The following is a 19,807-nucleotide window of genomic DNA, read 5'->3' on the forward strand; positions in this document are numbered from 1 at the left end:
TCTATACCTAGGAGTGTCCAAATCCGATATTTCCTTTTTTACCGGAAAGGTTCTTTTTAAAGTCAATCATCTTTAAAGCGGTTACGGCTGCCTCTATACCTTTGTTTCCCAGTGCTCCTCCGCTTCTTGCTATAGATTGCTCTTTATTGTCATCGGTAAGAAGGCAGAAAATGGTTGGGGTATCAGTAAGTATATTGCAGTCTGTGATTCCCTGGGTTACAGCAGAACAGACATAATCAAAATGAGCTGTTTCTCCGCGGATTACACATCCGATAGCAATTACTGCATCATATTTTCTTTCTTTACAAAGCTGCATACTGGCATAGCTAAGTTCAAATGCCCCCGGAACCGGAAATAATTTGATGTTTTCAGCTCTAACCCCTTCTTTTATTAAGGTTTCTAAAGCTCCGTCACGAAGATTAAAAGTTACAAAATCATTCCACTCAGAAAAAACAATGCCGATAGAAAAATCTTCGGCATTAGCTATATTGAGTGGCTTGTAATCGGAAAGATTAACTGTTGCCATTTTTTAAAAGTATTTAGTCATTTCAATGTAAGAATCGGACATTCCGTTATCGTAGTCCTGATATTTTTCATCAATAGTAGCAAAGTATTTTTTAGCTTCAGCTTTTTTCTTTAAGCCTAATGCCAGAATACCGGCTTTTCTTGTGAAGTAATACGAAGTATATGGATCATCAGAAGCTGAAGTTGCTTTATCTAATAATGATAATGCTTCATCATTTTTATTAAGACCGGATTTTGCATCTGCCATAGCTCCATATTTCAATGCCATAAGGGTCTTATTGTCTGTAGTGAATTTATCCAGAAGGTCATATGCTTCCTGGAATTTTCCTTCTTTAAATTTCAGTAAACCTGCATTATAAGCTGAAAGCTTCCCTATTTTAGTAGAAGAATATTCGTTATAAGTTCCCAAGAACCCTGGGTTTGCAGCAGACTTTCCTCCCAAGGCATCTTTGTCTTTTCCTTCAGACAGGTTTTTTTGAGCTGCTAAGAAACCTTTTACAGCTTCTTCATTTTTAGGAGCTACAATAAATTGCTGGTAAGCGAAGAAACCTAAAACTCCTAATATTAATAACCCAAAGATAATCCCTAATGGTTTTGAGTATTTCTCAAGGAATCTTTCAGTGTTTAAAGCCTCTCTATCAAGATCTTTAAAAAATTCCACTGTTTCTTTACCTTCTTGCTCTTTCTGAGCATTCTTTGAAAGTTTTGCCATAGATTTTTAAAAATTGAAATGCAAATTTAATTGTTTCTGAGTGATTTACAAAATACTTTGTGTGAATAGTGAAGATTTTTATTATAAGGTATGCTTTACAACCCTAATAAATGTTTCTTGAGTATTGACTTACTGTATAGAGCTTTATTAAAGAAACTATTATGAATTTACTCGAACCCAGTTTTTTGGGATTAATATTCAAGTAGAGTATACAAACCTGCATCAAACTTTTTAAGTTTTTCAGCTCCTCCCAAGTCTTTCAGACGGATAAGGAAACTGAACTGTGTCACAGTAGCACCTTGTTTTTCTACCAGCTTAGCTGCCGCCTCAGTGGTCCCTCCTGTTGCTAGTAAATCATCATGGATCAGAACTCTCTGTCCCTTTTTTATCTGTCCTTCGCGGGTCTCTATTTCGGCACTTCCATACTCAAGATCATATTTTTCCGAAATAATGGGAGGTGGAAGCTTTCCTTTTTTTCTGATCAAAATGAAAGGAACTTCAAGCGCTACCGCTACTGCGATACCAAATAGATATCCACGACTTTCTATTCCGCAGACTGCATCTACTTTTCCTTTACTGAAAGCCACCAGATCTTGGATTACTTCCTCATATAATTTTGGATCAAGAAAGATGGGTGAAATATCTTTAAACTGAATTCCCGGGATAGGAAAATCAGCTATATTTTCTATTGTATTTTCTAATTTATTGATAAGGTCTTGTGATGCCATTATGGGGTTATTTTATAGCTGGAAATTTTCCAGTCTCCGTTAACATTTTTCAATCCAAAGGTTACCTTCAGGGCAGTTGTGTTTCCATTCTTATCTGTCACATCATAGGTGGCGTTTACACTTGCCGAATTAGTATTAGATGCGCTTGTCGTAATGTTTTTGACTGTAAGACTTTTTACGGCACCAAAACCGGATGTTGGATTAGAAAATGATTCATAGCTTCCCCAAGATGGGTTATTGGAAGAGTCAAAGGCTGCTTTTAAATTTTGAGAACCTACATTATTCAGGAACTTATTTACTGTTGTTTTAGGATCTGCTGTAGGCTGCTTTGGAGTAGCTGTTGCCGGAGGTATTGTTGCATTTGGATCTGTACCTGTAGAGCTCACCGAGATGTTTGGATCCGTCATAGATGGATCCTGTATTGATGCTGTAGAGTCTATTTTCGGAGCTTCGGGAACTTTTAATGCATAAGGATTAACATCTAACCCTATTTTAGACATTTTAAATGTTTTTGCCGTAGTTTTTACAGAAACTGTAATATCTATTTTGTTATCTATAACTTTTGATGCCTGTATGGATGAGAATCTAAGATTAAAACCACGGAAGTTATTATCCTGCATTAAGTTTTTTGAAGTATATATCTTAGATCCGTTACTGAAAACCTCCAGCGTAGTTTCTAAGGCTGCTCCTGTAAATGTAATAGGATTTCCGGCATTATCTACTAATCTTGGAATAATCTGAATGGCAGTTGCTCCGGTTCCATTGTCTCCTGTAGGATTGGTTGTTATGCTTAATGAATTTGCCTTTACATCATTAGGGTCACTTTCTTTGGCCTTTTCATCTCCGAAAATATTCATTTCACCTAAGGATGGAGGTGCTGTGCTTGCCCATTCAATGCCATTTTGCTGTGCTACCTGATCTGCCATGCTCATGATTTCAGGAACTTTTTTTCCATTAATCAGTTGCCCCAGTGCTTTAAGCTCATTGACATCTCCATCAGCCTCTACTCCAAATGTTTTAAGGATATATAACGCTTCATTGAATTTGATCTGTTTAATGGTGGAAAGGCTTGATGCCATATCATTGATACTGGACTGCAGTGTCTGTGTATTGGTGGCATCTACATGATCCTTTTTACATGCAGTAAACAGCAATAAACTGAATATGAGAAGAAAAGAAAACTTTTTCATTGTTTATCTGGTTTGTGCAAATTTAGTAAAAGGATTAATAATAGGAATTTTTATTTTATATTTTATTGAATTATTGGGAAAATATGGACTCATTTTAGAATCATATTAAACAAAAAAGCTGATCATTAAATGACCAGCTTTTTTGTTATTTGGAAATCCTTAGAAAGGATATTCATAAATTTCAGATTCGTGTAGGTAAGGGTTACCTGTAGGAATTAATTTCAGCTTAGATAATGCGGACATTACTGTGAAGATGAATAATCCTATTACGAATAATAGAGCTCCTAAGATTAATAATAATACTTCAGGTGTTTTCCAGTATGGACCTACTGTTCCTGGCATTACCATGTTGAAGTAATCTACAACGTGACCAATAAGGACAATTACAGCCATTGTGGTTACTACCTTATAATTTCTCTTAATGCTGCTGCTTACTAAAACTAATAATGGTAATAAGAAGTTTAAAATAAGCATTGGTAAGAATGTGATAGAGTAGTGTTCAAATCTTCCAAAGAAATAATTTACCTCTTCCGGAATATTTGCATACCAGTAGAGCATGAACTGTGCAAACCATGTATATGTCCAAAGCATACTTGTAGCGAAAAGAAATACTCCTAAATCGTGTAAGTGATTGTCATTAAACTGTGGTAAGAAACCATTTTTCTTAAGATATACACTTAGAAGGATGATTACTGCGATACCACTTGAAAGACAGCTAACCATTGAATACCAGATATACATTGTAGAATACCAGTGAGGATCAATAGACATCAACCAATCCCATGCCCAAGCTGCTGAAGCAAATCCGAAGAATGCAATATAACCAACAGACCATCTGTAAAGCATTTGATAATCTACTCTTGATTTTGTATCATCTACCTTCTTGGATGCTGCTTTCAGTTTCCATGCGAAGAAAGTTGCTCCTGCTACATAGATAATTGTTCTAACAGCATAGAAAGGAATATTTAAGAATTTTTTCTTTTCAAATAATATCACATCAAAATTGGGATCTGAAGGATCTGTTAAAGCTGGATCCATCCAGTGGAATAAATGACCGTTATGAGTGATGTTTAAGATCATAATGATAATTAAGATCACTCCACCCCAAGGGATATAAGAAGCAATAGCTTCCATTACTCTTGTAATAATTATTGGCCATCCTGCATGAGCAGCGTGCTGAATACAATAGAAAAATAATACACAGCAACTTACTCCAAAGAAAAATACAGCTACAAAGTGAATCGATGCCAAAGGCTGATTGTGAATCTGCATTGCAGCATGTTCTAAATGTGAGGCATGATCCTGAGGACCCACCATTTCACTTGAATGTGTAGGTGCATTATGACCTGAAGCATGAACAGCTTCCATCATCTGCTCTATTTTTTCAGTGCTGATTCCTTTGTTTAAGAAGAAACCGATACCAAATAGAACTAAACCTACAACAAGAAGTATTATAGAAGTTGACTTTAATTTTGGTGAAAAACTATACATTTCTTTTCTTATTTTTTAGTTGCGGTAGAATCTGTTTTTGTTTCTGTAGTAGCTGCTGCTGCCGGAGCTGTGCTTTTCTTAAAAGCATTCATCACATACAAAGCCACTCTCCATCTGTCTCCAGGATTTAATTGTCCTGCATAAGACCCCATAGCATTTCTACCGTTGGTTAGTACATAGTGAACAGATCCTACTGTAATTTCTCTATCTGCATAGTTTGGTACTCCCGAATAAGCTCCACTTTGTACTATTGGTCCTTGACCGTCTCCTGCCGTACCATGACATGCAGCACAAGTGTGATCAAATAATATTTTTCCTCTTGCTATATCTTTTTCAGCATTAGCAGGATTTAAAGGAGAGCTTGTAATTAATTTTGAAGCGTTATAACCTGCGTTATATTCATCAACATTTTTAGGAAGCTTACCTTCTTCAAAAACTCCGTCTTTATTTTGAGAAACAGTTCCTTCTACAGGAGAGAGGCCTGTTGCTCCATTATTTTTTACAAAAGCAGGAATTTCATTTTCATGATCTGAGTATGCATCTTCAGCTTTCATCAAAGGGTCGTAAGCTACAGGAAAATACATGTCAGGAAAATATACTAATGGTGCATTTTCTTTTGGTCCGCAAGAATTAAGTAAAACTGTTGTTAAACCTAAAATTGCTGTAATTTTTAGTACATTCTTTTTCATTTTAAGCGTCTTTAACAGTTATTTCTTCAACTCCGGTTTCAATCAGTAACTGTTTTACAGATTCTACATCTTCAGTTACAAATTCCATCATAAATTTATCATCGGTAGTTCTCGGGTCCGGGTTTTGCGGAGCCGCACCAGGATACATTTTATTTCTTACCAAGAAAGTCAATGACATCATGTGAGCAGCACAGAAAACCATTAATTCGAACATTGGAACCACGAATGCCGGCATATTGTGAGCCCAGTCAAAAGCAGGCTTACCACCGATATTCTGAGGCCAGTCATGATTCATTACATACCACGTTACCAGGGCTCCGATTGTAAGCCCATAACAAGCATAAATGAATGCAGCATCCGAAATCCTTGTTTTCTTTAACCCTAAAGCTTTGTCTAGCCCGTGAACCGGGAACGGAGTATAAACCTCGTTGATTTTAATTCCTTTATCGTTGAATGCTTTAACGCCGTTCATTAAATCGTCGTCGTCAGCATAAAGTCCGTATACAATTTTAGTGGTGCTCATCTCCTTCTTTTGCTTTATAAGTTTCACCTGAGATTTTCAGAATCGATTTTAATTCAGCCTGTGCAATTACAGGGAATGTTCTTGCGTATAATAAGAATAATACAGAGAAGAATCCGATTGTTCCTAAATATACACCCACATCAATAATTGTTGGTTTAAACATCGTCCATGTTCCTGGCAAGTAATCTCTTGAAAGGTTGATAACGATGATGTCGAAACGCTCAAACCACATACCAATGTTGATGATCAATGCAACGATGAATGTCCAGATAATATTGGTTCTTGCTTTTTTGAACCAGAAAGATGCAGGAACAACAAGGTTACAGATAATCAATGACCAGAAAGCCCACCAGTAAGGTCCTACTGCAGCTCCCGGAGATAGATAAGTAAAGTCTTCATATCTTGATCCGGAATACCATCCGATAAAATATTCTGTTGCATAAGCTACAGTTACCATACCTCCTGTAAGAACGATTACAATGTTCATAATTTCAATATGGTACATAGTAATATAATCTTCCAGATGACACACTTTTCTAGCGATTAACAACAGTGTCTGTACCATTGCAAATCCTGAGAAGATCGCACCGGCAACGAAATATGGAGGATAAATTGTAGAGTGCCATCCTTTAATTACCGAAGTGGCGAAGTCGAAGGATACGGTGGTGTGTACTGAGAATACAAGTGGAGTTGCCAAACCTGCCAATACCAAAGATAATTCTTCGAACCTTTGCCAGTGTTTTGCTTTACCACCCCAACCGAATGCTAGGAATGTATAAATTTTCTTTGTCCAAGGTGTCTTTGCTCTGTCTCTGATCATTGCAAAGTCAGGGATAAGACCCATGAACCAGAATACTGTTGATACTGAGAAATATGTAGAGATCGCAAATACGTCCCAAAGTAGAGGAGAGTTAAAGTTAGTCCATAAAGAACCGAACTGGTTAGGAAGAGGGAACACCCAGTATCCTACCCAAACTCTACCCATGTGAATTACAGGGAAGATTGCTGCCTGTACAACTGCGAAGATTGTCATCGCTTCCGCAGAACGGTTAACAGACATTCTCCAACGCTGTCTAAATAATAATAATACCGCTGAGATTAAGGTTCCGGCGTGACCAATACCTACCCACCATACGAAGTTGGTAATATCCCAACCCCAGTTAATAGTTCTGTTAAGTCCCCATGCTCCAATACCCGTTCCGATAGTGTAAGCGATACAACCAAAACCGTAGATGAATAGAACTAAGGCTGCATATAATGAAATCCACCATAGTTTACCTGCTCTCTCTTCGATAGGTCTTGCAATATCTTCTGTGATATCGTGATAAGTTTTGTGACCAATAATTAGAGGTTCTCTTATCGGAGCTTCGTAATGTCCTGACATTTTATACCTATTTATTATTTAAACTTTATTTTTCTACTCTGTTTCTTACTTTCGCGTGATAGAACACATTTGGTTTTGTTCCGATCTCTTCTAGTAAATAATATCTTCTGTTGCTAGAATATAACTTTCTAACTTCAGATTCTTTGTCATTCATATCTCCAAACTTCATTGCCCCTGTAGAACATGCTTTTGAACAAGCTGTCTGGAACTCTTCACTCTTAACCTTTCTTCCTTCTTTTTTAGCTTCAAGAATAGTATTTTGAGTCATTTGGATACACATTGAACATTTCTCCATCACCCCTCTTGTTCTTACAACAACATCCGGGTTTAGAACCATTCTTCCTAAGTCATTGTTCATATTGAAGTCGAACTTATCATTAAGGTTATAAGTAAACCAGTTGAAACGTCTTACTTTATACGGACAGTTGTTAGCACAATATCGGGTACCGATACATCTGTTGTAGGCCATGTGGTTTTGACCTTGCTTACCATGAGAAGTAGCAGCTACCGGACATACTGTTTCACAAGGAGCGTGATTACAGTGCTGACACATTACAGGCTGGAAGATTACATCCGGATTATCTGCAGGGTGATTTAACGCACCACCATCTTTACTGAATGCAGTTCCATAAAGTTCAGGGACTGCCATTCCATCTTTTAATCCTTCATATACCTCTACTTTTTGTCTTGCAGAATAATAACGGTCAATTCTTAACCAGTACATATCCCTTGACATTCTTATTTCTTCTTTTCCTACAACCGGAACATTGTTTTCTGCCTGACAAGCAATAATACATGCTCCACATCCAGTACATGAGTTCAAGTCGATTGATAGGTTAAAGTGAGGTCCGTCCGTATCATCGAATGCATCCCAAAGGTCAATTTTACCTGCGGGAAGTGCACCACTAATCGTATGATATTCCAATGGTTTGTTCCATCCTTTGTGCTCATCATCAAATGCTACGTTTAAGAAATCATTTAAAGGAACTTCCTTCGCGATTTCATAACGACCCATTAATGTATTTTGAAGCTGTACTCCTGCAAACTCATGATCTTCTCCCGTTTTCTCTATTTTAACGTTAGAAACGATCAAATTAGACCCATCGAATAGAGGATAAGCGTTTACTCCTGTATCAGCAGTTGCTCCGGAATTCTTTTTACCATATCCAAGTGCAAGACCTACAGATCCTTCCGCTTGTCCAGGTTGGATGAATACAGGAACATCTTTTATTGTTACTCCGTTTGCAGTAAGGTTTACAATAGAACCATTTAACTGCATTCTTGCGTTCAGACTGTTTTCTATTCCTAATCTTTCAGCATCTTTTGGAGAAATAGTCAGATAATTATCCCAAGACATTCTTGTGATTGGATCAGGTAACTCTTGTAGCCAAGGGTTATTTGACTGAGTACCATCTCCTATTGAAGTCTTAGTATATAATACTAATTCAAGATCAGATGGTTTGATACTTCCTAACTCAGCAATAGCCTGAGCAGCATTTCCACCAGCGTATGATAGTGAAGAAGCATTGGCAGAAGTATTAATACCATTGTATAATGCCTTATTGAAAGAAGTACCTCCTAAGATAGAAGTAGCATTTGCTTTTAAGTAATCGTAGTAATTATTAGCAGCATTGTTTTTACCATTTTTCCAAACCAATAGAGATTCTTCAATCTGTCTTGATTTATAGATTTTTTGGATCGTAGGCTGCATTAATGAATATACTCCTGACTGAGGTTCAATATCTCCCCAAGATTCTAGCCAATTAGCTACAGGAATTACAGCTTTCGCTGCTTTGTACATTTCATTTTTCTTATCTGCAACAGCGATTACATAAGGAACTTTTGCTAAAGATTTTTTGAAATCTTCTCCTTTAGGGTGTGAATAGATCGGGTCAACGTTATTGGTAATTAATACTCCAACCTGACCTGCATTTACCCATCCTAAAAATTCCTGATATCTTGCTTTGTCAAATTCTTTTAATAGGTTTGCTTTACCAGTGAAAGCAACTGATCCTAACTTCTGGTTGATTAAGTGTGCTAAAACCTGTGCTCCTTTGGAACCGTCAGCTAAAACAACAGCTTTGCTTCCTTTAGCTTTTAATTCGTTAGCAATTTCAGTAGCAGTTTTATCAGATGTTCCACCGCCTACGATAGCATTGTAAACTTCAACTAAAGTTTTATTTACTTCGCTTGGTTTTAATCTGTATCTTGAATCAGAGTTAGCCCCTGTTAATGACATATTGGATTCTACCTGAATGTGTCTCAACATGGTTGCTCCCGGCTTTCTGGCCTCAGCATATGAAGTCTCTAAACTTGCAGCGTTATAATCTCCCAAGAAATCTGCCTGGAAAGCTACTACTAATTCACTTCCTTTAAGGTCGTAAACTGGTAATGCTCTTTGTCCGAAAACCTCCTGAGCAGCATCTAATGCAGCAGAGTATGGATAAGCATCATAAGTTACTAATTCCGCTGTAGGATATTGTGCTTTAAATTCCGCGAATAATTTTTTAAAAGTAGGGGATGCAAAAGAGTGTGATAAAACAACAATTCTTTTATTTGCAGCCTTAGCTTCATTAAGTCCTTTAATAACGAAGTCATCTACTTTGTCGAATGTTTCGTCTTTTCCGTCTAATTTAGGCTGTTTTACTTTATCATTATCATAAAGAGAAAGTACACTGGCCTGAGCTCTGGCATTAGTTTTACCTAAATCACCAGCAGCTGGATTCGGATCAATTTTGATTGGTCTACCTTCTCTTGTTTTTACTAAAACACTTGCGAAGTCGAAACCGTCAAAATAAGTTGAAGCGTAATAATTAGGAACCCCAGGAATAATGTCATGCGGTTTAACCACATAAGGGATCGTTTTAATTACCGGAGCTTCACACGCAGCTAATGTTACAGCTGCTGTAGAGAAACCTAATAATTTTAAGAAATCTCTTCTTGAAGTACTTGATCCGTTTTGTTCAGCATCTTCAAGGAAATCTTCTACTGGAATTTCTTCTTGAAACTCTTTCTGAGCCAGCTTGTGATTTAAAGCTGGATCTTTAAGTTCGTGAATACTTCTAAATTGTATTTTGTTTGAAGCCATTTATACTTCTAATTTTTTAGTTATTAATAATGACATTTACCACACTCAAGACCTCCAATCGCATCTACAGTAATTTTACCTCCATCCTTAGGATATTGCTTTTTAAGCTTGTCATGTAGATTTTTGAAGTATTCTTTATTATAACCGTTGTTCATATCAATCTCTGTAGTTCTGTGGCACTCAATACACCATCCCATGGTGAAGTCATTGGCCATTTGAACCACATTCATTGTATCTACTTTTCCGTGACAAGCCTTACAAACAACATCAATTTTGTCATTAGGGTTCTTTTTGTTGAAAGAACTGATAATCGCTTGTTCACCAGCAACAACGTGCTGAGAGTGGTTGAAGTAAACGAAATCAGGCATGTTGTGAATTCTTGTCCATTCTACCGGCTGAGTTTTACCAGTATACTGTTGTTTTTCAGAATCCCATCCTGTAGCAGCATAGATTTTTTGAATCTCCCCGTCATAGAATGCTTTGTCTTTTCCTGGCTCCATGTATTTACCAGTGTATTCAGAGATAGATCTGTGACAGTTCATACAAACGTTCATAGATGGAATTTCTGATACTTTTCCATATTTAGCACTTGAGTGACAAAGTTGACAGTCAATTTTGTTTTCTCCAGCGTGAATTTTGTGTGAGAAGTGAATAGGCTGCTCCGGCTTATATCCTTTGTAAACCCCGATCCACATGATCCAGTTCCAAATTCCATAAGTAGCCAAGATAGCAAGGATAGCCAATAAACCTTTACCTACATAGTGATATTTTTGATAGATTTCACTGAATGAACGAACTCTTGTCGCGTTAAGTCCAGCTAAGTCTTCTGACTGACCTAATGTTACAAGCTGTCTTAATTTGATTAGAATCCAAACTAACAATCCAGCGATTGCCAATAATGAAATAATAACAATATTAGCTGTTGTTTTATCAGTGGCAGCTCCTCCTGTTTCTGGTGCAGCAGGTGCAGCAGCTACTTCTGGTTCTGGTGCAGGAGGATTAGTAGTATAGGCTAAAATGTCATCAATGTCCTTATCCGAAAGGTTTGGGAACTGCTGCATTTCAGTCTTGTTGTAATCTTCGAAAATCTTGTTAGCGTACTTGTCTCCGGATTCTCTTAAAGCCTTATTGTCTTTAATCCATTTGTGAAGCCAATCTGTACCGAGTCCTTCTTCGTCTTGAACTTTAGCTACGATCCCCTTTAATGGTGGACCAATAATCTGTTTGTCTAAAGCGTGACATGCTGTACAATTTGCTTTGAAAAGTTTCTCTCCGTTTTTAGGATCGCCGTCTTGCCCGTAAATTGAAGCACTGGTTGATAGCAATAAGCCTATTGCGATCAACGTTTGTTTATAATGCTTTCTCCAACTAATCATTTAAATTATCTTATGTTAGTAAATATTGAACATTCAATCAATTCCGCAAAAATAATATTTTTAACACTAATTTAACGGTAACAACAAAGGGGAAAATATCATTTAGCTTTAATTTGTATTGATTCTAAATAACTAGTTTGGTATAGTTTTTTTATTTATATAAATTTGCGGAAACAAGTTTAAATGAAAAATTTAATCAAAATATTTTCAATCTTATCTGTGTTTGGATTTTATAGCATTGAGGCACAGCAGATTGTGAAGAAGGATACTTTTGCGGGAACAGAACTTACTATTTCGATGGATTCTAAAGTAGATGCTGCTTTGACGAGTTTGGAGAATAAATGTTCTAAAGGAAGTGCCAGTTCTTCTTCCAGCTATTCCAATTCATCGAATAGCATTCTTGATAGCAATTCATCAAATAATCCATTATCTCCTCCGAAAGTATATGTTCCTAGCAGAACTTTGACCAATGCAGAGATTTGTAGAAAGAATCCAAGAATTTTAGGATATAAAATACAGATTACTACAGTTAAAAGTAACGAGGAAGCTAATGAAGTAAGATCTTATTTCAGAAAAAGATTCCCTAATCTAAAGGTGGAGATTGATGCTTCTTTCAGACCTAATTATAAAATTCTGGCAGGAAGTTATTTCACAAAACAGAGTGCTGCTTCAGATTTGTCCAAAATCAGGGAGTATTTTAAATCGGCCGTTGCTGTGCAATACAGGATTTTCTGTGCTGAAGCTAAATAATATAGAGAGTAATTAATTTAAATATAAAAAAGCAGTGGTGTTCAATCACTGCTTTTTTTATTGATAATACTGATTTAAAAACCAGAAGAACTCATGCATTCTCATGTAATTGTTAAACAGAAGATAGACTAAAAGACCTCCTAAAGTGACAGTTAAAAATGATAAACTCTTAGCATTGGATCGGTATGCCTGAAATAACCACCCCAATAGCAGAGGGTAAATGTATACAAAATGACCTCCGTAAATGTAAGAAGTATGAAGCCCAAACCTCATGATACAATGGATGATGATATCGAAAAAGAAAGAGATCATTAAAATTTGAACAAGGCGATTTTTAAAATTTTTAAGATAGCTCCATAGGATTAAAGTAAGGATGATTGCGATAAAGATATAGGGTAACCATGAAGTGTATACATCCATAAACAAACCTTTGTAATCAAATCCTTTCATATTGTTTTTATCACGTACAATAAATCCTGGAAAAAGTATATTTCCTCCAAAAAAGAATGATAAAATCATATCCCATATCGGAGTACTGTTTACATTGGAGAATTTTTCATATTGCTGAGATGTCTTTGAAAAGATATTTTCATACTTGAAATTAATTCTGTTCAGGTAAAGCAAAATGAAACAGATGAGAGTAAACAGTACCCTTATTGATGCATTTAATAAACTTTTCCAGTTTTTGAATATACCCTTTTCAAAGGGAAGTGGGATAAAAACTTTTATAATATTGGTAATGGTTAACCCACCAATAGTTACTCCTGCAAATGCAAGTGCCAATGCCGGAATCTTTTCTTCTTTTTGTAGCTTCAATGCAGCATAATGATTATAAAGAGTCAGTAAAAACAGGGTGTAAGTAAAGTTTTCTGGAGTAAAAGAAAGTAATATATTGGTAGAGAAAATTCCAAAGAAAGCTAAAATCAAAAAACAGATGGTTAAGGGCAGACGGATAATGTTTTTCAGGTATTTAAAGACTTGTAATATGCATGCGCTGACCATAATATTGCTTAACCAGGCGAGTGTCAGCCTGAAGGTTGAATCCATTTTTCCGTTGGAGATGAACAGCGCCAATTCTCTGATCCAGTTGAAAAAATAATAAGAAAGGGGGTGTCTTTCAAAGCTGCCTCCTGTCATCACTATGGCTTTATTGTCGAAACTGAAATAGGCATCCCAGGGTATTCTGCTGTCAAATATGATCCTGTAATTCAGAGCGATATAAGAGCCTAAGATTCCATAGCCAATGAGGAAAAATAAAAATACTCCAAGCTCAAGTAGGGTGGAAGGAAAGATCAGTCTTAAAAAATTTATAAATCTTGATTTTAATGAAGACACCTGCTGTAAGTTTTTGCAAAAGTAAAACAAAACCCACTACATTCAGTGGGTTTTTATCTATTATTCTATAAATATAATTGAATGATTTATCTTGATTATGAACTGCAGGAAAGAGTTGAACATCCTGAAATATCATTATATTTTGAAGGTCTTTTTTTAGAAAACTCCGGATAGATTTCTTCATACGGATTTTCCAAAGCATGAATGAGCTGATCTAATAATCCTGTTTTACCCTCATTAATTTCTTCAATACACTCAAATAAAAGGTAATTTCTCAGAGTGAATTTAGGATTATTCTTTTTCATCATAAGGATCGCTTCCTCTTTGGATATGCTGTTTTTGTCAAGCCTTGTTTGATAGGATCCAATGAAATGATTAAGCTTTCTTAATTTTTCTTCGTCTAAAACAGTATAGGAAATATCCTGAAAGAGAGTTGTAACATTAGATAATTCATCATGTTTTTCCAGTCTGTTGAAAAACAGTGTATAGTCCAATTGTAATTCCTGCATAAGCCCTTGCCAGTTGGTGAAAAAATCTTCGTCTTCTTTTAAAAGGTTATCGAAACCAAACTTGCTACACAGCATTTTGTCATGAGCTTCCCAGAAATAATTCCCATAATCATTAAGGGTTTTTTCCATAAAAGTTTCATCATTGATCAGGGGATAGAGCGCATTGGCCAGTTGCCAAAGATTCCATTGTGAAATCTGTCCCTGTTTTCCAAATGAATACCTTCTTCCCGGCAAATCTGTAGTATTGGGAGTGAAGTTTAAATCATATTCATCCATCATGGAGTAAGGACCGTAATCTATAGTAAGACCGAGAGCGGACATATTATCAGTATTCATTACACCATGTACAAATCCTACCCGATACCATTCAACCATTAAATCGGCAGTCCTTTTACAAATGCTTCCAAAGAAGTCTTTATACTTCTGTGTATCTTCGGAAGTGATTTCCGGGTAATAGTTTTTAATAGTAAAATCAGCCAGGTTCTTTAATGTTTGATATTCTTTTTGGGCAGATAAAAGTTCAAAATGACCAAAGCGAAGAAAGCTTTCAGCGGTTCTGATGATCACGGCTCCTTTTTCTTCTTGAGGATTTCCGTTGTACATCATATCTCTGACTACTTTCTCACCAGTAAGGCTTAAACTTAAAGCCCTTGTGGTAGGAACCCGTAAGTGATACATTGCCTCACTCATTAAATATTCTCTGACGGAAGATCTCAGTACAGCTCTTCCATCGGCATGTCTTGAGTAAGGAGTTGCTCCGGCTCCTTTCCATTGTATTTCGGTAGTTTGGTTGTTATTGGTTATTTCTCCGGCATAAATAGCTCTTCCGTCTCCCAGCTGGCCCGCCCAGTTGCCAAATTGATAACCGGCATAAGCCGTAGCGTATGGTTGTATGTTTTCAGGAAGATGGTTCCCTACAAGGAAGTTTAAATCTTTGTCCTCATAAGTGCCTAATCCGATTTGTTCCGAAAGCTTTTCATTGAATATAATTAGTTTAGGGTTATCAAAACCTGCAGGCCTGATTGTTGAAAAAAGGACTTTCGGAGTATTTCTCTGCATAGGATTATCAGAAAAATCACCGGGAAAAGTTTTTATAAAGGGTTGTTTTATATTTTCAATATTCATAACCCAAAGTTATAAATAATAAAAAGACCCTTCAAAAATTATTTGAAGGGTCTTTTCTGTAAAAATTATTTGTTGAAATCAATGTCTTCTCCGGTGTTGAGATTTTCATTGACGCTTTCTTCTTTTTTATGCACTGTTCCATTGGACTGACCTGAGCTGGCTGGTGGAGGGTTTTTAATCTGATCGATGGTTCTTAGTCCACCATCATCTCCGTAACCACCTCCAAGACCTTGAAGGTCGGCACAGTTTCCTGTCCAGTCGGATGGTTTAATGAATTTGTCATCCGGAGAAACGCCTAAGCTTTTATCTGCCCATACTTTTTTCATATAGATAGCCCAGATCGGTAAAGCCATTCTTGCTCCCTGTCCTTCCCCTGTACCATAGAAGTGAGTGGCTCTGTCTTCCCATCCCACCCATGTTCCTGTAGCCAGTTTAGGAGTGATTCCCATAAACCAACCATCGGAGTTGTTCTGAGTAGTACCTGTTTTACCAGCAATCTCTATATCTTTTGGAACTCCTCTTCTGGAAAGCTCCCCGGAAGCGGTTCCATATTGAGCGACCCCTTTCATCAGTTCAATCATAGTGTAGGCATAAAGAGGATTCATTACTTCTTTAGGCTCTATGTTCACTTCTTTGATTACTCTTCCGTTGGCGTCTTCAATTCTCCAGATCATTTCCGGTTTGTTATAATTTCCATAGTTAGCAAAAGTACTATAAGCACCTAACATTTCATAAATAGTAATGTCGGAGGATCCTAAGGCAATTGTATTATTTCTCGGAATATCTTCAGTAACTCCAAGATCTCTTGCTGTCTGAATTACGGCATCCACTCCCGTCATTTCTATAAGACGAGCAGCTACCGGGTTTTGAGAGTGTGCCAGAGCATCTTTAATGGTAAGCATACCTCCTCTTCCAGGAACGGTCCATCCATTATGGCTGTATGTTCCATTGGAGACCACAGAACAAGGAGTCATTCCCAGTTTCATAATAGCAGTAGCATATACGAAAGGCTTGAAGGTAGATCCTACCTGTCTTTTCCCTTGTTTGATATGGTCATATTGGAAGTGCTGCCAGTCTATTCCTCCTACCCAAGCCTTGATCTCCCCACTTCCCGGATTCATTGACATTAATCCGGCCTGGGCAATTTGTTTATGATAACGGATAGAATCCCATGGAGACATTTCAACTTCTTCTTCTCCGGCCCATGTAAATCTTGATGTTTTAATCGGCTTGTGGAACTCCATTAAAATAGAATCTTCTGGAACACCGGCTGCCTTTAATTGTTTATAACGTCCGGTTCTCTTCATAGCCTGAACCATCACACTGTTAACCTGCTTTTCAGTTAGGTAGTAGAATGGTCTGTTTTTTCTTCCTCTCTGTTCTGCATCAAACCTTTTTTGAAGATCTGTTAAATGTTCTTTAATGGCTTCCTCTGCATACTTCTGCATTTTGGAATCAAGAGTTACATATATTTTTAATCCGTCTTTATATAGGTTGAGTTTTTTACCGGTTTCTTTCTCATAATCTTTAAGATAACCGTCAATCTCTTTTCTTAAATAGAATTTATAATATGCAGAGTAATCATCATTAATATTTTTAATAGGATGGTAATCTACTTCGATCGGTGTTGAAATAGCTTTGTCGTAAGTTCCCTGGTCAATATATCCCGTTTCCAGCATTTGGGAAAGTACAACATCTCTTCTTCTTTTCGCTCTTTCTGGGTTTCGCATCGGGTTGTTGGCGATAGGAGCCTCCAGCATTGCTACAAACATAGCAGCTTCTGGAAGAGTAAGTTCAGATGTTTTTTTATTAAAATAAATCTTTGATGCCATTTCAATACCATTGGCATTGTAGGTGAAATCAAATTTATTGAAATAGAGAGTAATGATCTCTTCTTTTGTATATCTTTTTTCCAAACTTACTGCAACCGACCATTCCTTTAACTTTTGAGTAATCCTTTTGATAGGATTTTTGGAAGGTTCTTTAGTGAAAAGCAGTTTAGCTAACTGCTGGGTAATCGTAGATCCTCCACCTCTGTCACCACCATATCTTACAGCTCTTAATATTGATTTTAAATCAATACCGGAATGCTCTTTAAAACGTTCATCTTCCTTAGCCTGTAAAGCATAGATAAGGTATGGGGGAAGGTCTTTATAGGTAATAGGCTGAGTCTTTTCTTTCTCAAATTTTCCTAATAAAACTCCATCTGAAGAGTAAATTTCAGATGCTACATAAATATCAGGATTTTCAAGTTCTTTCACATCTGGCATTTCCCCTACAAAACCTTGGGAAACCGCAAAGAAAAGAGATGAAATTCCTAAAACGACAACAATGAGTCCAATCCAAATAAATCTAACCCATTTTTTCCAAGAGCCATCTTTCTTATTTTTTTTGGGAGGAAGAGGAAATGATTTTCCTTTACTTCCTGTGTTTTGTTTTTTTTCTTCCATGTATGGTTACGGTTTAGCCGTTTCTATTTTTATACCAATATCTTCTATTCCGGGGAGGTTGTCATTCCTCATTGCCTGTACAATTCCTATTTCATATTTACCCTTCTCCGGAAACCTGTAATTCAGCTTATACTGAAAAAAGATTTCTTTTGTATCTCCAAATCCTGTTCCAAGCCATTCGCCATTTGGTTTTGCTAACACGTAATTTAAAGTGTCTGTTTCTTTTTTCTTGCTTTGAAGATTCGTGAAATTTACAATGAACCGAATGTTACTATAAGGGTACTCATTGTTATTTCTCACAACAAATATAATATTTTTAGGATTTTGCGAATCGGTGATGTCAAGATTAAATTTTTGTTCACTTTTCTTATTCCATTTGTTGTCTATAGAATTCATGATGATATCTTCTCCTGAGGAAGAATTACAATTGTAGAAAAGGAGAAGGGGTAGTAACCCTAAAAATCTAAGCATTATTATCTTTTTTTGGAGGATATTTCTTTTTGAACTTTTTCTTGTTGTTAGAGTTTTGAGGCTTTCTCTCTGTAGATCCGGCATTCGCTTCTGGTTTTTCAGCCGGGGCTTTGGGAGCTTGTGGCTTAGGAGTCTGTCCGGAGTTGGGGTGAGAGTTGTCCTGTCTGTTATTTTTTCTATTCCCTTGGTTAGGTTTATTCTGATTCCTGTTTCTATTATGGGATGATCCTCTGTTTTTCTTTTCAAAACGGTCTACATTATTCTCCTGAATCAAATCTATGCTTTTGATGGAAGTGTCCGGCTGTTTCAATTCTTCAAGAGGTAAGGATTTTTCTCCTTTCTTATTTTTGTAGATCAGTTTTTTTACAAGATCTATATCAAAATCATACCATGCAATAGAGTTTTCAACATAGGCAAACCACATTTTCTTTTTGAAAACATCAATTTTTATACAAAAAGCCTTTCCTTTTTCGGTTTCCAGCATAGTGGAGGAAGGAGGGAAATCACTTAATGCATCAAGATAACTATCTAATTCATAGTTTAGGCAGCATTTTAATTTACCACATTGTCCTGCCAGTTTTTGAGGATTAATACTCAGCTGTTGGTATCTTGCCACGTTGGTATTCACAGAGCGGAAGTCTGTGAGCCATGTAGAGCAGCAAAGCTCTCTTCCACAAGATCCTATTCCGCCTACTTTAGCAGCTTCCTGTCTGAAACCGATTTGTTTCATGTCAATTTTGGTTCTGAAAGCAGCTGCATATTCTTTAATCAGCTGTCTGAAATCGACTCTGTTATCAGCGGTATAATAAAAGGTAACCTTTGAAGCATCACCCTGATATTCCACATCTGTAATTTTCATTTCCAGACCTAGTTTATGGGCAATTTTCCTGGCTTCTATTTTTACATTATCTTCTTTTTTTCTAGCCTCCTGCCAGACTTCTATGTCTTTTTGATTGGCTAATCTATATATTTTAAGTGAAGATTCTTCAGACGTTTTTTTCTTTTTCATCTGAATTTTCACTAATTCACCGGTAAGACTTACTACACCGACGTCATGTCCGGGACTAGATTCTACAGTAACGACACTACCTATGTGTAAAGGAATATTATTTGTATTTTTATAAAATAACTTTCTATCATTTTTAAATCTAACTTCCACATAATCACATCTGTTAGATGCGGGATTGTGAATGTCAGATAACCAGTCAAAAACACTTAATTTATAACTATTACCACAGGTATTTACGCTTTCACAGCCATTTGCGGACTTAGTTCCGCAAGAATGTGTAGAATCGCCGGATGTTTTACATCCACAACTCATATATTCTAATATTTAATCTTGCAAATTTAGATATTTTTATCTTTATGAAATTCTAAAACTTTTAAATATTAATTTGATTCCTAGTTTAATATTAAACATGTGATTAATATTTTAGGGATCATAGTCTTAATATATTAGTA

16 protein-coding genes are annotated in these 19,807 nt (G+C 36.5%); 1 reads left to right on the top strand and 15 read right to left on the bottom strand.

Translation table 11 applies throughout. The annotated features are described in order from the left end of the window. Positions 1-7 precede the first annotated feature (7 nt). The 10 genes from ribH to Q0A18_RS12085 all read right to left on the bottom strand — a co-directional run bounded on the left by ribH (position 8) and on the right by Q0A18_RS12085 (position 11,706). Positions 8-526 carry a 6,7-dimethyl-8-ribityllumazine synthase gene (gene ribH / locus Q0A18_RS12040; RefSeq protein WP_292010394.1) on the bottom strand — a complete coding sequence of 173 codons (519 nt, stop codon included), beginning with the start codon at positions 524-526 and terminating at the stop codon, positions 8-10. 3 nt (positions 527-529) lie between these two features. Continuing rightward, positions 530-1,237: a tetratricopeptide repeat protein gene (locus Q0A18_RS12045; RefSeq protein WP_292010395.1), complete on the bottom strand. Its 708-nt coding sequence runs from the start codon at positions 1,235-1,237 to the stop codon at positions 530-532. A gap of 191 nt (positions 1,238-1,428) precedes the next feature. Continuing rightward, the gene (locus Q0A18_RS12050; protein WP_292010396.1) at positions 1,429-1,965 is read right to left on the bottom strand and encodes an adenine phosphoribosyltransferase; all 537 of its coding nucleotides are present in this window, start codon (positions 1,963-1,965) and stop codon (positions 1,429-1,431) included. Beyond that, complete coding sequence (locus Q0A18_RS12055) at positions 1,965-3,155, bottom strand: hypothetical protein (protein ID WP_292010397.1); 1,191 nt, start codon at positions 3,153-3,155, stop codon at positions 1,965-1,967. The genes Q0A18_RS12050 and Q0A18_RS12055 overlap by 1 nt, the downstream gene beginning before the upstream one ends. Before the next feature lie 159 nt (positions 3,156-3,314). Next, positions 3,315-4,646 (bottom strand): quinol:cytochrome C oxidoreductase, encoded by a 1,332-nt coding sequence (locus Q0A18_RS12060; protein WP_292010398.1) that lies wholly within the window; start codon positions 4,644-4,646, stop codon positions 3,315-3,317. An 8-nt stretch (positions 4,647-4,654) separates the two neighbouring features. Further along, positions 4,655-5,335 carry a cytochrome c gene (locus Q0A18_RS12065; RefSeq protein ID WP_292010399.1) on the bottom strand — a complete coding sequence of 227 codons (681 nt, stop codon included), beginning with the start codon at positions 5,333-5,335 and terminating at the stop codon, positions 4,655-4,657. A gap of 1 nt (position 5,336) precedes the next feature. Beyond that, positions 5,337-5,858, bottom strand: a complete 522-nt coding sequence (locus Q0A18_RS12070) for a DUF3341 domain-containing protein (RefSeq protein WP_292010400.1) — start codon at positions 5,856-5,858, stop codon at positions 5,337-5,339. After that, positions 5,845-7,242, bottom strand: coding sequence for an NrfD/PsrC family molybdoenzyme membrane anchor subunit (gene nrfD / locus Q0A18_RS12075; protein ID WP_292010401.1), 1,398 nt, complete (start codon positions 7,240-7,242; stop codon positions 5,845-5,847). The genes Q0A18_RS12070 and nrfD overlap by 14 nt, the downstream gene beginning before the upstream one ends. 25 nt (positions 7,243-7,267) lie before the next feature. Next, complete coding sequence (locus Q0A18_RS12080; protein WP_292010402.1) at positions 7,268-10,330, bottom strand: TAT-variant-translocated molybdopterin oxidoreductase; 3,063 nt, start codon at positions 10,328-10,330, stop codon at positions 7,268-7,270. A 23-nt stretch (positions 10,331-10,353) separates the two neighbouring features. After that, positions 10,354-11,706, bottom strand: coding sequence for a c-type cytochrome (locus Q0A18_RS12085; protein WP_292010403.1), 1,353 nt, complete (start codon positions 11,704-11,706; stop codon positions 10,354-10,356). Between the two features lie 183 nt (positions 11,707-11,889). On the opposite strand from Q0A18_RS12085, the gene Q0A18_RS12090 reads away from it, so the two are divergent. After that, positions 11,890-12,456 (top strand): SPOR domain-containing protein, encoded by a 567-nt coding sequence (locus tag Q0A18_RS12090; protein WP_292010404.1) that lies wholly within the window; start codon positions 11,890-11,892, stop codon positions 12,454-12,456. A 57-nt stretch (positions 12,457-12,513) separates the two neighbouring features. Here Q0A18_RS12090 and Q0A18_RS12095 read toward each other — a convergent pair whose 3' ends face one another. The 5 genes from Q0A18_RS12095 to ricT all read right to left on the bottom strand — a co-directional run bounded on the left by Q0A18_RS12095 (position 12,514) and on the right by ricT (position 19,667). Then, positions 12,514-13,791, bottom strand: coding sequence for a DUF6080 domain-containing protein (locus Q0A18_RS12095; protein WP_292010405.1), 1,278 nt, complete (start codon positions 13,789-13,791; stop codon positions 12,514-12,516). A gap of 95 nt (positions 13,792-13,886) precedes the next feature. Beyond that, positions 13,887-15,425: a protein adenylyltransferase SelO family protein gene (locus tag Q0A18_RS12100; RefSeq protein WP_292010406.1), complete on the bottom strand. Its 1,539-nt coding sequence runs from the start codon at positions 15,423-15,425 to the stop codon at positions 13,887-13,889. A 65-nt stretch (positions 15,426-15,490) separates the two neighbouring features. After that, on the bottom strand, positions 15,491-17,875 hold the full coding sequence (locus Q0A18_RS12105; protein WP_292010407.1) for a transglycosylase domain-containing protein: 2,385 nt from the start codon (positions 17,873-17,875) through the stop codon (positions 15,491-15,493). A 6-nt stretch (positions 17,876-17,881) separates the two neighbouring features. Continuing rightward, positions 17,882-18,346 carry a gliding motility lipoprotein GldH gene (locus tag Q0A18_RS12110; protein ID WP_292010408.1) on the bottom strand — a complete coding sequence of 155 codons (465 nt, stop codon included), beginning with the start codon at positions 18,344-18,346 and terminating at the stop codon, positions 17,882-17,884. Then, a complete protein-coding gene (gene ricT / locus Q0A18_RS12115) occupies positions 18,339-19,667 on the bottom strand; it encodes a regulatory iron-sulfur-containing complex subunit RicT (protein ID WP_292010409.1) in 1,329 nt (442 codons plus the stop codon). The genes Q0A18_RS12110 and ricT overlap by 8 nt, the downstream gene beginning before the upstream one ends. Positions 19,668-19,807 lie beyond the last annotated feature (140 nt).

The sequence above is a fragment of the Chryseobacterium sp. genome, assembly GCF_022712095.1.
Taxonomy (GTDB): Bacteria; Bacteroidota; Bacteroidia; order Flavobacteriales; family Weeksellaceae; genus Chryseobacterium.

Excerpts from the sequence above, each read along its gene's own strand:
- Q0A18_RS12055 (WP_292010397.1), bottom strand. The coding sequence starts at position 3,155 with ATGAAAAAGTTTTCTTTTCTTCTCATATTCAGTTTATTGCTGTTTACT.
- Q0A18_RS12045 (WP_292010395.1), bottom strand. The coding sequence starts at position 1,237 with ATGGCAAAACTTTCAAAGAATGCTCAGAAAGAGCAAGAAGGTAAAGAA.
- ribH (WP_292010394.1), bottom strand. The coding sequence starts at position 526 with ATGGCAACAGTTAATCTTTCCGATTACAAGCCACTCAATATAGCTAAT.
- Q0A18_RS12100 (WP_292010406.1), bottom strand. The coding sequence starts at position 15,425 with ATGAATATTGAAAATATAAAACAACCCTTTATAAAAACTTTTCCCGGT.
- Q0A18_RS12080 (WP_292010402.1), bottom strand. The coding sequence starts at position 10,330 with ATGGCTTCAAACAAAATACAATTTAGAAGTATTCACGAACTTAAAGAT.
- Q0A18_RS12110 (WP_292010408.1), bottom strand. The coding sequence starts at position 18,346 with ATGCTTAGATTTTTAGGGTTACTACCCCTTCTCCTTTTCTACAATTGT.
- Q0A18_RS12085 (WP_292010403.1), bottom strand. The coding sequence starts at position 11,706 with ATGATTAGTTGGAGAAAGCATTATAAACAAACGTTGATCGCAATAGGC.
- Q0A18_RS12090 (WP_292010404.1), top strand. The coding sequence starts at position 11,890 with ATGAAAAATTTAATCAAAATATTTTCAATCTTATCTGTGTTTGGATTT.
- nrfD (WP_292010401.1), bottom strand. The coding sequence starts at position 7,242 with ATGTCAGGACATTACGAAGCTCCGATAAGAGAACCTCTAATTATTGGT.
- Q0A18_RS12065 (WP_292010399.1), bottom strand. The coding sequence starts at position 5,335 with ATGAAAAAGAATGTACTAAAAATTACAGCAATTTTAGGTTTAACAACA.
- Q0A18_RS12060 (WP_292010398.1), bottom strand. The coding sequence starts at position 4,646 with ATGTATAGTTTTTCACCAAAATTAAAGTCAACTTCTATAATACTTCTT.
- Q0A18_RS12070 (WP_292010400.1), bottom strand. The coding sequence starts at position 5,858 with ATGAGCACCACTAAAATTGTATACGGACTTTATGCTGACGACGACGAT.
- ricT (WP_292010409.1), bottom strand. The coding sequence starts at position 19,667 with ATGAGTTGTGGATGTAAAACATCCGGCGATTCTACACATTCTTGCGGA.
- Q0A18_RS12050 (WP_292010396.1), bottom strand. The coding sequence starts at position 1,965 with ATGGCATCACAAGACCTTATCAATAAATTAGAAAATACAATAGAAAAT.
- Q0A18_RS12105 (WP_292010407.1), bottom strand. The coding sequence starts at position 17,875 with ATGGAAGAAAAAAAACAAAACACAGGAAGTAAAGGAAAATCATTTCCT.